This is a genomic window from Pararhizobium sp. IMCC21322, assembly GCF_030758295.1.
GTDB lineage: Bacteria > Pseudomonadota > Alphaproteobacteria > Rhizobiales.
The window spans coordinates 949,321-962,017 of record NZ_CP132335.1 but is presented as its reverse complement, the minus strand read 5'-3'; the positions used below and the strand labels follow the sequence as shown (position 1 = coordinate 962,017).

Here is a 12,697-nt window from a genome sequence, read left to right as displayed (position 1 = left end):
TTCAAAGAGTAAATTGATCACCAAGGTAAACGCGCCTTACATCTTCACTCTGGACGATATCTTCTGGCGTACCTTCCATCAGAACTTCCCCGGAATGGATGATGTAAGCCCGGTCAATCAGTCCCAGGGTCTCGCGTACATTGTGATCGGTAATCAGGACGCCAATCCCGCGCGCCGTCAGTTGCCGGACGAGTTTCTGAATATCCCCCACCGCAATGGGATCAATGCCGGCAAATGGCTCATCCAGCAACATGAAAGCCGGGCGACTGGCCAAAGCACGCGCAATCTCGCAGCGGCGGCGTTCGCCGCCCGATAACGCAATACTGGGTGAGTTGCGCAAATGATCAATACCAAATTCCGCTAACAGGCGCTCAAGGTCCTGCTTGCGCTGGCGTCGGTCCGGCTCGACAATCTCCAACACCGCTTTGATGTTATCTTCCACCGTGAGGCCCCGAAAAATGGACGCTTCCTGTGGCAGATAGCCGATGCCAAGCCGCGCCCGACTGTACATGGGCAGCGAAGTCACATCCAGACCGTCAATGCGAATTGCACCGCGATCCGGGCGGATCAGGCCGGTAATCATATAGAAAACTGTGGTCTTACCGGCACCATTTGGACCCAACAGTCCAACGGCCTCACCCTGACGCACAGCCAAGGTGACATCACGAACTACGGGTCGCCGCCGAAAGCTCTTTGCCAGATTCTGGGCCACCAGCCAGCCATCTTCATCACTGAATTGACGGCCTTTTTGTTTGCCTGCCGTTCGGATTGCAGGCTTTCGAATTGCAGGCTTGCCGGGTGACAATGCCGATGCTGAGGCCGGGGTCGAGACAGGTGTGGGTTCGGCAAATGCCTCCGAAACCGGCTCTGGTCGCGGTGCGCCTTGCGCTCTCAAAGGTGCCGTCCGGGGCGGTTCCGGTGCCGTTTTTGGCTTCCGCCTGAAGCGCAGCGCCTTCAGAGGACTCACAGCAGCGCTCACCATTTCCCGGATTCGGAACGTACCGCGGTCACTGCTGGCGGGACCACTTCGTGGCACCAAATCGTCGCGATCATCATCATAGATCGAACGCAATTGGCGGCGCTGGGAAACTTCGCTCTCTATCTGCGCATCATCCCAGTTTTTTGATCCGGAAATCCCGGTTTCGGAGAATTCAGGCTCAACAGGAGCGGACCTTGAATCAGGTGCCGCATCGCGCGCACGATTTTCCTTCCTGGATAGTCTGAATTTTTTCACTGATGCGGGCACCCTGAAACGTGATCGGCCCTGCTTTTAACAGGTGTTGTTTTCAATAGCCTGCTTCAAAAGCCATGTCGATGTGCAAGCGTGCAGTTTCCTGCCGCATGGTTTCCCGGTCGACGGTCCTTTAAGCTTACCGTTTTCCTGGCAGGAAGACGCCCCGCACCCGGCCCCCGGACTGGCTGTTAGGCGCTTCAACACGGCTTTCGCCGGTTTTCAGGTTCACGATCAGGCGCTGACCTCGCAGTTCATTGCCGCCTTTGGTGAGAATGACATTGCCGGTGAGGGTCAATATCTGGGACGCCATCTGAAACGTCGCCCGATCCCCGCGTGCCGTCTGATCTTCACTGGTGACGCGAATGGGTCCCCGTGCCTCAACTTTTGAAATCTGCTGATTGGCTCCCGTCGCACGGCCATCATAATACACAGTTATGCTGCTCGCCCGCAGGGTTGTCGGTCCCTGCACAAGGCGCACATTGCCCCGGAAGACCGCCGTTTTTTGGCTGTCCTGAACTTCCAACTCGTCTGCTTCAATCTCAATTGGATCTCTTGATGACGCAGACAAGCCAGAAAAGGCATCTGAAACATCCTGTGCATGAACGGCAGGTGTCAAAAGCAAGCAAGCCATTGCAAAGGCACCTACCCACTGCAAAAGCCTGTTCTTGCCCGGCGCTTTGCTCTGTTGCGCAACAATACTCATGTTAGAAACCATCATTCTTGTACTATCAACTTTCCATCAGAGTCCGGCGGCACGATTGTGACGCGTATGCCATTTGTGAACCGGATGCGTTTGCCATTATTGTCAATGATCAGCTGATTTGCCTGCATGAAGCCGGTCTCACTGCGCACTTCTACAGGTGACTGACTGGTCAGCTTTCCGCTTTTCAGATCAACCTCGGCATTTTGCAACGTCACCTTGTAGCCCTCACTTGAGTCCACCTGGATCGGCGATTGTATGGTCAGCTCCGACGAGTTGTTGTTATACAAACCATCTCGCGAGCGCACATCCGCCCAGGTCCCATCCTCAAGAGTGATCTTGGCAAACAGGCCATTTAAATTGATAAGACCGGGATTGAGAATTGACTGGGTGGCGCTGTCCGCTTTCACCTCATAGGATTGGCCATCATCGCCAAATCCACTGAGTTTGGGATTGTTCATCAGGATGGAAGAGCCATTAAATGAGAGCGTCATACCCGGATCAAGTTCAAGCCCGGCTATACCAATTCTGGGCACAAAGGTGGTTATGAAAATCAGGGCACCGATCGTTCCGACACCGAGCACCGGCAGGAGCAGCCTCAATATGCGCACCAGGATGGAATGTCGGCGTACTTTTCTGAAAAGCTTTGTCCTGTCAAAGGACATCAGATCATTGGACGCGGGCAAGTGAGCACGAGCCGGCACGACTGCGCCTGCCGTCACTCCACCCGATCCATTTGAAACCATCTCACTCAACAGTCAGCAAACCCGATTATCTGTCATTTTCCACCACGGCCATATGGCCGCCTTGCAACCATACAGGCTAAACTTCACAATTTCTATAAACGAGAAAGTTTTGGTGAGAATGTGTCAGGCAAACACCAAGTTGCAAGCCCGTGGACTTCAGGCCACTGGTTTTGGGCCCACTGGTTTTTGGCACATTGTTTCAGGAATGAGCGAATATGTCGGTTTCCGGCCAGCCCATCAGATCAAGCCGCGCTCTTGTAGGCAGAAAATCAAAGCAGGTCTGTGCAATTTCCGCACGGCCTTCGCGCGCAAGGCGTTCATCCAGTTGTTCTTTCAGAGCATGGAGATAAAGAACATCGCTGGCAGCATATTCCTGCTGTGCCTTGCTCAGCTCATCCGCGCCCCAATTCGAGCTTTGCTGCTGTTTCGACAGATCCACCTCGATCAATTCCCGGCATAATTCTTTCAGGCCGTGGCGGTCTGTATAGGTGCGCACCAGTCGTGACGCGATTTTGGTGCAATAGATCGGCGACGTCAGCGCGCCAAACCGGTGCAGCAGCACCGCAACATCAAAACGGGCAAAGTGAAACAGTTTCAAGACAGAGCGATCATTCAGAATTCTTGTCAGATTGGGGGCTGTCTCCTGATCCTGAGTGATCTGAACCAGATCTGCATTGCCGTCCCCGGTGGAAATCTGCACCAGACAAAGCCTGTCCCGGTGCGGGTTCAACCCCATGGTTTCAGTGTCGATGGCCACAGAACTGCCCGGATCGTAATCATCTGGCAGATCGTTTTTATGCAGGCGGATGGTCATAAGGATCATTCTTTCTTGAAACAGGTCGTGAGACTGCGCTCTTTATCCTGATACGTCTATGAAAGCCCGGATTGATGCAAGGAAATCTGTGAAAACGGCTACTTTTCTCTAAATGCGTGTCGGAGCTGGTCGGAAAACGGTTTGAGGAAGTAATTGAGCGGGCTGCGTTCCGATGTTTGCAGGAAGGCCTCAACCGGCATGCCCGGCCTCAGCACCAGCGGACCCAATTTCGTTTCCTCAGCTTCGGCAAGACGAAGCCGAACCGTGTAAAACGGGGCCACATCTCCACCCGGCTGGTTCAAATCGGCCGAAATGCGGATGACCTCACCATTGATCTGCGGGGTCAGTCTTGAATCGGCATTGGGAAATTGCAGCAAGGCGGTTTGACCGGTGCTGATCTGGTCAATATCCTGAGGCCGCACCCGCGCTTCCACCACCAGAGGATCGCCTTCCGGCACCAATTGCATCACAGTTTCGCCCGGAGCCAGAACAGCACCGATGGTGGTGACCAACAGTTCATGCACCAGACCGGACCGTGGCGCGACAATTTCGGTGCGGCGCAAGCGGGCGGAGACTGCCAGGCGGCGCTCGCGATACTCACTTAACTGGGCTTCTGCATCGCGTAATTCGTCCAATGCGCGGGCGCGAAAATCATCAGTGATCTGAATAGCCTGAAGCCGGGTTTCACTGATGCGCCCTGAAATACGCGCCATTTCCGAACTCAATTGACCGGATTCACCGCCAAGGCGGGCCTGTTCACGCTGCAGCGACAGAACTCGGGTTTTGGGAACCAGACCACGGCTACTGAGGGACTTAATATCGACCAGTTCCTCCGTGATGAAAGCAGTTTGCGCGTCTTTTGCAGCCCGTTGGGCCACCAGTCCCTTTATCTCATCATCATATTGCGCGATGCGCTCTTCCAACTGATCAAGCCGACCCTGAATGGCCGCATTCTGGGTTTGCAGCAGGCGGCGCTGTCCCAGCAGCAAAGCGGCCATCTCCGGATCGCCCTGGCGAGACAGAAGATCTTCGTCAAATACGATATCTTTTGAAAAGTCCCGCTCAGCCCGAAGGCGTGCAATCTTTGCCAGCAATTCCAGACGCGCTGCATCGAGGATGGACAATTCCGCCTGGGCATCTGTGCTGTCAATCCGAAGCAGTGGATCACCGGCCGCAACCGTGTCTCCCTCCTCCACCAGTATTTCCGCGACAATACCTCCTTCCAGATGTTGAATACGCTTGGTGTTGCTTTCAACCACAATCGTTCCTGACGCAATGACGGCACCGCTGATGCTGCTGAGCGTGGCCCAGGCTCCCAGGCTGCCCAGAACGAGGATGATTGCCAACCCGCCGGCTCGTTGATAACGCTTCATGGACTGTTCTGATGACTGCATCATGTGGCCGTATCCTTCACAGATTTGCCAATCACCTTCAGCGTCTGTGTGCCATCCGATGTGGGAGTAGTGGCCTCTTCGCTCTCGGAAGCTTGCCGGGTTGCAATGACTTTACCCAAAACCTCATCCTTATCGCCAAATGCCATCATCCGGCCGTTACGCAGCATCATCAACTTGTCCAGAGCAGCAATGGCGCTGGGGCGATGGGCCACCAGGATCACTGTTCCACCCCGGGCACGCACCGATAGCACAGCTTTGATCAGCGCGGCCTCGCCCTCAGCATCCAGATTTGCATTTGGCTCATCCAGAATGACCAATGCGGGGTGGCCGTAAAGGGCGCGTGCCAGACCAATGCGCTGGCATTGACCGGCAGACAAGGTGCCGCCGCGCGGACCAAGCTGGGTGTTGTAGCCATCCGGCAATTGCTGAATCATGTCATGAACCGCTGCCTGCTTTGCAGCCGCTACGATATCATCGGGCATGGCAGAGGGTTGGAAACGGGCAATGTTCTGGCTGATTGTTCCCTCGAACAGATCAACACGTTGCGGCAAATATCCCAGATATGGCCCCAACTCTACCGGGTCCCAATGGTCAAGATCTGCACCATCCAACCGCACCACGCCCTGTTTCAGAGGCCAATTCCCGGTTAACGCGCGGGCAAGCGTGGTTTTTCCCGCACCAGTTGGCCCGATAATGCCCAAGCCGCTTCCCGGCTCCAACTGGAAGGTCACATTCTGCAGCAAGGGCCGCCGGTCTGATTGCGAAAAGATTGTCAGACCCTCAACGGAAACGCGGCCTTCAGGTGCTGGAAGAGACAGTCTGGATACAGGGGCAGGCATATCAGCCATCAAAATTGAAAACCGTTTCCAGGCCTGGCGGAATGAAACGAATGCCTGCCAGTGCGTCACCGATTGTTCCACCGGGGCGAGTGCACGGGACATGATGATCGAGGCAGCGATCATGGTACCGGGTGATATTTGCTGGCGCACGGCCAGATAGGCGCCAAGCGCCAGAATGGCGGACTGAAAGACCAGCCGCAATGTCCGTGATGTCGCCGTTATGGCGCCACCCTTGTCAGAGGCGTTTGTCTGGGCCTCCAGCGCTTCCATTTGCAACAGGGTCCAGCGATCCCGCACGACATTTGTCATGCCCAGCACAGAGCTGGTCTCCACATTTCGGCGGCTTTCCGCGCCCAGATTCTGCGCGGCAGCCTGCGCTCTTTGAGACAGCTCAGTCGGCTCTGTAATCAGTCTGTTGTTCAATATGGCCAGTCCGGCCAGCAGCAAAACCGCGCCAAGGGATGCAAGCCCCAAGAGCGGGTGCATGAGATAAATCACAAACAGATAAATCGGAGCCCATGGCATGTCGAGAAATGCAAGAGGACCTGGACCGGACACAAAGTTCCGCAGTGTCACCAGATCCTGCATCGGTGCCAGATTCACACGTTCCAGCCCCAGTTTCGCGTAGTGGGACACCATGTTGAAAGCAGTATGGCGGTAGCGCTCATCTATCTGTTGTCCGACACGGGTCATGATGCGTCCGCGGATAAACTCCAGGAAACCATAGAGCGCATAGAGGATTGCAACCAGAATGCACAGAGCCACGAGCGTCGAGACGCTGCCGCTGGACAGAACACGGTCATAGACCTGAAGCATGAAGAGCGGCCCGGTCAACATCAGTATGTTAGTGACCAGACTGAATGCCATGACGGAACCAGGCACCAATCGCAGCAACGAAAATTCGGGCGGAACGGGCGATTCATTTCGCGAACGTGTCGGGCTGCCGGTATCAGATTGTTTTGGGTCTGTCATAGCCGGTCTTTTCAGTCACTGGTTCAGGAATACTGGAAGGGATTGGACCCATTGAGCAAGTTGATTTCGGACCCCAGACCTGCCGCAAATATCGACCCATTGTTTAACATGCTGATGCATTAATTAACAATTTATGGATTCATTTGCCCTATAGAAAATAGTTCAACCTGGGGCTGAACTAGCGTGCAATTCAAACAAAGACTTATAGCTGTCTCTCTCTATCTGTGTGTTGGACTTTTTCTGTCCGCACTGGGTCAGCCTGCTCATGCCTCCAAGGCCGAAACGCTTTCAGGAGTTGTGATTGCAGGCGGAATCACGTGTCCCATGCTCAAACTGCGCACCGGAGAAAGCGTTTCTCTGATGGGTGTATCGAAGCAGAAAGCATCAGCAGGAAAGACGTTCACTGCCACCGGTATTTTTGTACGGCATTCAACCTGTCAGCAGGCAGCCCGCACGTTTCGGGTGGATGAAATTCTTAACGCCTCTCCAGTCCCGCAATGAAGTCTTGATGAATGAAACGTAAATTCCACCCAGCATTGACCATAGAAATTTGAGGCACCAGTGATCTCCGACTATTCTCCTGACGATCCGCTTTACGGAAATCAATGGCATCTGGCCCTCATCGGACGGCTGGGCTTTACGCTTGGTCAGAATTTTGCCGGGCTGGAGCGTATTTGGGCCGACCATACCGGCGAAGGCATCACCGTCGGGATATGGGATGACGGCGTTGAGTCCGATCATTGGGATCTGGATGGCAATTATGATGACAGCATGCATGTGCGCATTGATGGCACGCTCAATGACGGGCAACCGCTGACACCCACAGATGGACACGGCACCGCTGTTGCCGGTCTGATTGCGGCCGAGAACAATGGAACGGGTGGCGTCGGCGTTGCCTTCAATGCAAGTGTGACCGGCATCCGCATCTTTGGTGGTGCGGATGATATCAACAGCAACTGGTCGCGTTACCTGCAAACGCTGAATTCCCTGAGTGAATTTGACGTAACAAACCACAGCTATGGCGGCTCGCCCGGTTTTTACAATTATGGTGATGAAGCAAAATTTGAAAATGCCGCCGAAATTGGGCGCGGCGGGCTTGGAACCGTCAATGTCAAATCCGCAGGCAACAGCAATATTGATGGCAATGGTGAAGGGCTGGATGCGAGCCGATTCACGGTTACCGTCGGAGCCGTCGATTCCGGTGGTCAGGTTACATATTACTCCACCTATGGGGCGCATTTGCTGGTTTCAGCGCCTGCTGGATCGGTAACGACCGACCGGCTGGATAATGGCAATGGCTATGATGGCCTATTGGGCGGTGACTATACCAATCAGTTCGGTGGCACATCGGCTGCCAGCCCCATAACAGCCGGGCTTGTGTCACTCATTCTGGATGCCAATCCAGGGCTTGGCTGGCGTGATGTCCAGAATATTCTGAGCTATTCATCTGTGGGAACAGGCAGCCTGTATTCAGGTTCCACCGCCTATGAAAATCACAGCTGGAAGTGGAACGGTGCCGACAACTGGAATGGCGGCGGGCTGCATTTCAGCGAGGATTACGGCTATGGCATGATCAATGCCTTCAACGCCGTGCGGATGGCTGAAGTCTGGAGTGCGTTCACTCCAACGCCAGAGACCTCATCCAACGAACAAAGCGTCACAACCGGAACCGTGACTGCCAATAAATCGATTATCGATCTGGCGACCATGAGCTTTTCCTTCATGGTCAGCCAGAGCATTGCGCTGGAACATGTTGCGCTGACGATCTCTCTCACTCATTCCTATTTTACAGATCTGCGCATGGACCTGATTTCCCCCGACGGAACTCAGATGTCGTTTTACAATGGTTCCAGTGGGGACAGTTCAACCTCTGACGGTGGCTTTTCCTATACATTCGGATTGGATGGTTATCGCGGGGAATCCAGCTACGGGCAGTGGACGGTTCAAATCGAAGATACCTACAACGCCGATGAAGGCACCCTGAATTCAGTGCGCTTCACCGGCTATGGAACCGCGCTCACCGAAGATGATGTCTATCACTATACTGATGAAGTTCTGGCAGCGCAGGCAGCGCAGAGCGGTCGTGAGACCCTGACTGACAGCGATGGAGGCGTGGATTGGATTGACGCTTCGGCGATGTATCGCAATCTGGTCTTGAACCTGTCTGAGGGCAGCACTTCCACATTGGCAGGAACTGCATTTCTGACAATTTCCCTTGGCACCACCATTGAGCACGCGATTGCAGGTGACGGTGATGATCAGATAATCGGCAATGCCGAAGACAACACCCTTTACGGGATGCGTGGCGATGACGTTATGGATGGTGGAGATGGCACGGATACAGCCGTCTTCTTCGGTAATCTTGATGACTACACAATCACCAGCGAAGTCGGTGTAACCACGGTTAGTGGTGCTCACGGCACGGATACGCTGACGAATTTCGAATTCTTGAAATTTGATGATCAGACCATTGAGGCGCCAGCAACCGGGCCGGATGGAACAGCCCCACAACTAACATCCAGCACACCTTCAGACGATGCGGACACCATCCAGACAGATGCCACTTTGGTCCTGATCTTCGATGAGGCTGTGAAAGCTGGAACCGGTTTTGTGACAATTCACAATGCAGACGGGTCCGTCTGGAGCAGCATTGATGTGACGGATAGCACCCAGATCAACATTACCGACTACTCTTCACTCAGCATCAATCCGACTGCTGATCTGTCGTTTGACAGTTCCTATTATGTGACAGTCGATGCCGGAGCGGTGCTGGACAGTGCCGACAATGCATTTGGTGGTATTGGTGATGCGGAAACACTGAATTTTACAACGCGATCCCAGTACAACATCATCAATGGCACTGATGGAAAAAACCGGCTTAATGGAACAGATGAATCTGATCTGATCCTGGGTGAAGGCAACAAAGATCGCCTGTATGGCAAAGATGGCGATGATATTCTCAATGGCGGCCAGGGCAATGATCGTCTGGACGGCGGCGGCGGGAACGACACAGCCTCTTATGATGGCGCTGACAGCGGCGTCTCGGTCTCACTGGCAACGACACGCAGTCAAAACACCGGCGGCGCTGGTAAAGACACCCTGAGCAGCATCGAGAACCTCAGTGGCAGTGAATATTCTGACGCGCTGACTGGCAATTCCGGAGTTAACATTCTGTCCGGCGGCGCGGGTGATGATACGCTGCGCGGCGGCGGTGATGATGATATTCTGGATGGCGGTGACGACACAGACACAGCAATCTATGACACCCAAATGGCGGCCTCTACAATTGTCTATGATGCTGGCACTGATCAGTTCACAATTTCCGGGCCGGATGGAACCGATACGCTGACCGATATCGAGTTTTTCCAGTTCTCCGATGGGACTATAGAAGCGGCGGAGCTGACCATTGTCCCGTTGACCGACGGAATTGACGATTATGTCGGAGACGAAACGAACGAGCGCATTGATGGCCTTGCCGGCAATGATCAGATTGACGGTGCAGGTGGCGAAGATGTCCTGTTTGGTGGCGACGATGATGACACGCTGACCGGCGGGGCCGATAATGACAGGCTGGTCGGCGGCGACGGCACCGATATTGCTGTGTTCAGTGGCAATCGTGCTGATTATACAATCGGCTTTGCAAATGGCGTCTTTACCATTGATGGTCCAGATGGCAGCGATACACTTGAGAGCATTGAAAACCTTCAGTTTGATGATGGTGTTATTGGCCTGCCCTCCATCGCGACCATCTCAACCCTGCAATCAAGCAGGGAAGAAGGCAACGCGGACAGTGTTGAACTGACCTTTGAGGTTACGCTCGACAAAGCGGCCTCCAGCGAGCAGACCATCAGCTTTGTCGTCAGTGGCAGCGGCTCGGACGAAGCTGACGCAGATGATTTTGCCACAGCTACTCTGCCATCGGGAACGATTGTGTTTGCAGCTGGCGAGATCAGCCAGATCATCACCATAGAGGTGGCCGGTGATGTTGATGCCGAACGTGATGAAACCTTCTCCGTGACACTCAGCAATCCGAGCGATGCTCTGATTATTGATACCGACACAGCAACCGGCACGATTCTCAGCGATGACATTACGCCGGTCTATCTGAGCGAGGGCCGTGATCGTTATAATGGCACGGACGACGCAGATCTGGTTTTCGGGCTGGGCAACAAAGATCGCCTGTATGGCAAAGATGGCGATGATATTCTCAATGGCGGCCAGGGCAATGATCGCCTGGACGGCGGCGGCGGGAACGACACAGCCTCTTATGATGGCGCTGACAGCGGCGTCTCGGTCTCACTGGCAACGACACGCAGTCAAAACACCGGCGGCGCTGGTAAAGACACCCTGAGCAGCATCGAGAACCTCAGTGGCAGTGAATATTCTGACGCGCTGACTGGCAATTCCGGAGTTAACATTCTGTCCGGCGGCGCGGGTGATGATACGCTGCGCGGCGGCGGTGATGATGATATTCTGGATGGCGGTGACGACACAGACACAGCAATCTATGACACCCAAATGGCGGCCTCTACAATTGTCTATGATGCTGGCACTGATCAGTTCACAATTTCCGGGCCGGATGGAACCGATACGCTGACCGATATCGAGTTTTTCCAGTTCTCCGATGGGACTATAGAAGCGGCGGAGCTGACCATTGTCCCGTTGACCGACGGAATTGACGATTATGTCGGAGACGAAACGAACGAGCGCATTGATGGCCTTGCCGGCAATGATCAGATTGACGGTGCAGGTGGCGAAGATGTCCTGTTTGGTGGCGACGATGATGACACGCTGACCGGCGGGGCCGATAATGACAGGCTGGTCGGCGGCGACGGCACCGATATTGCTGTGTTCAGTGGCAATCGTGCTGATTATACAATCGGCTTTGCAAATGGCGTCTTTACCATTGATGGTCCAGATGGCAGCGATACACTTGAGAGCATTGAAAACCTTCAGTTTGATGATGGTGTTATTGGCCTGCCCTCCATCGCGACCATCTCAACCCTGCAATCAAGCAGGGAAGAAGGCAACGCGGACAGTGTTGAACTGACCTTTGAGGTTACGCTCGACAAAGCGGCCTCCAGCGAGCAGACCATCAGCTTTGTCGTCAGTGGCAGCGGCTCGGACGAAGCTGACGCAGATGATTTTGCCACAGCTACTCTGCCATCGGGAACGATTGTGTTTGCAGCTGGCGAGATCAGCCAGATCATCACCATAGAGGTGGCCGGTGATGTTGATGCCGAACGTGATGAAACCTTCTCCGTGACACTCAGCAATCCGAGCGATGCTCTGATTATTGATACCGACACAGCAACCGGCACGATTCTCAGCGATGACATTACGCCGGTCTATCTGAGCGAGGGCCGTGATCGTTATAATGGCACGGACGACGCAGATCTGGTTTTCGGGCTGGGCAACAAAGATCGCCTGTATGGCAAAGATGGCGATGATATTCTCAATGGCGGCCAGGGCAATGATCGCCTGGACGGCGGCGACGGGAACGACACAGCTTCTTATGAGGGTGCCGACAGCGGTGTCACAGTCTCACTTGCTACGACACGCGAGCAACAGACCGGCGGAAGTGGCAGTGACAGGCTGCGCGATATTGAGAACCTCAGCGGTAGTGAATATTCTGACGAACTGACTGGAAACAGCCTCTCCAACATTCTAACCGGCGCAGCTGGTGACGACACCTTGTTTGGCGGCCAGAACGCCGATACATTCGTGTTCAAAACCGGTGACGGTGACGATACAATCGGGGACTTTTCTTCTACGGATGGAGATCTCATTGATATTTCCGCCTATGGCTTTTCCTCCACTGCAGATCTCAGCGATTTCCGCTTTGAAGACGGTGATACCATTGTTCAGCTGGATGCAGATAACAGCATCACAATCAGCAACATTGATCTGACCAGTGGTCTTAACCCGGATGATTCCTTCCAGTTCGTCTAGGCTGATACTCTCATATTTTCAGATATGTTCGCCGGTATCCTGCTGT

Annotated in this window: 8 protein-coding genes; 2 read left to right on the top strand and 6 right to left on the bottom strand. The window is 54.1% G+C overall.

Going from position 1 to position 12,697, the window contains the following annotated elements; all coding sequences use genetic code 11:
• Nucleotide 1: 1 nt before the first annotated feature.
• From lptB to RAL91_RS04755, 6 genes are all read right to left on the bottom strand, one after another.
• The gene (gene lptB / locus RAL91_RS25010) at nucleotides 2-769 is read right to left on the bottom strand and encodes an LPS export ABC transporter ATP-binding protein (protein WP_371932523.1); all 768 of its coding nucleotides are present in this window, start codon (nucleotides 767-769) and stop codon (nucleotides 2-4) included.
• A gap of 601 nt (nucleotides 770-1,370) precedes the next feature.
• The gene (lptA, locus tag RAL91_RS04775) at nucleotides 1,371-1,937 is read right to left on the bottom strand and encodes a lipopolysaccharide transport periplasmic protein LptA (RefSeq protein ID WP_306260210.1); all 567 of its coding nucleotides are present in this window, start codon (nucleotides 1,935-1,937) and stop codon (nucleotides 1,371-1,373) included.
• Between the two features lie 11 nt (nucleotides 1,938-1,948).
• Complete coding sequence (gene lptC, locus RAL91_RS04770) at nucleotides 1,949-2,656, bottom strand: LPS export ABC transporter periplasmic protein LptC (RefSeq protein WP_306260208.1); 708 nt, start codon at nucleotides 2,654-2,656, stop codon at nucleotides 1,949-1,951.
• Between the two features lie 223 nt (nucleotides 2,657-2,879).
• Nucleotides 2,880-3,494, bottom strand: a complete 615-nt coding sequence (locus RAL91_RS04765) for a ribonuclease D (protein ID WP_306260206.1) — start codon at nucleotides 3,492-3,494, stop codon at nucleotides 2,880-2,882.
• Nucleotides 3,495-3,592: 98 nt separating this feature from the next.
• Nucleotides 3,593-4,891, bottom strand: coding sequence for an HlyD family type I secretion periplasmic adaptor subunit (locus RAL91_RS04760; protein WP_306260205.1), 1,299 nt, complete (start codon nucleotides 4,889-4,891; stop codon nucleotides 3,593-3,595).
• A complete protein-coding gene (locus RAL91_RS04755; RefSeq protein ID WP_306260203.1) occupies nucleotides 4,888-6,699 on the bottom strand; it encodes a type I secretion system permease/ATPase in 1,812 nt (603 codons plus the stop codon). The genes RAL91_RS04760 and RAL91_RS04755 overlap by 4 nt, the downstream gene beginning before the upstream one ends.
• Before the next feature lie 183 nt (nucleotides 6,700-6,882).
• Between RAL91_RS04755 and RAL91_RS04750 the strand changes: the two genes are divergently transcribed.
• Both RAL91_RS04750 and RAL91_RS04745 read left to right on the top strand, forming a co-directional pair.
• Nucleotides 6,883-7,200: a hypothetical protein gene (locus RAL91_RS04750; protein WP_306260201.1), complete on the top strand. Its 318-nt coding sequence runs from the start codon at nucleotides 6,883-6,885 to the stop codon at nucleotides 7,198-7,200.
• 60 nt (nucleotides 7,201-7,260) lie between these two features.
• Nucleotides 7,261-12,651, top strand: a complete 5,391-nt coding sequence (locus RAL91_RS04745; protein ID WP_306260199.1) for a S8 family serine peptidase — start codon at nucleotides 7,261-7,263, stop codon at nucleotides 12,649-12,651.
• The last annotated feature ends 46 nt before the right edge of the window (nucleotides 12,652-12,697 follow it).

Bases quoted from the DNA above. Each gene is read 5' to 3' on its own strand.
- lptA (WP_306260210.1), bottom strand. From the start codon at position 1,937: ATGAGTATTGTTGCGCAACAGAGCAAAGCGCCGGGCAAGAACAGGCTT.
- RAL91_RS04755 (WP_306260203.1), bottom strand. From the start codon at position 6,699: ATGACAGACCCAAAACAATCTGATACCGGCAGCCCGACACGTTCGCGA.
- RAL91_RS04760 (WP_306260205.1), bottom strand. From the start codon at position 4,891: ATGATGCAGTCATCAGAACAGTCCATGAAGCGTTATCAACGAGCCGGC.
- RAL91_RS04765 (WP_306260206.1), bottom strand. From the start codon at position 3,494: ATGACCATCCGCCTGCATAAAAACGATCTGCCAGATGATTACGATCCG.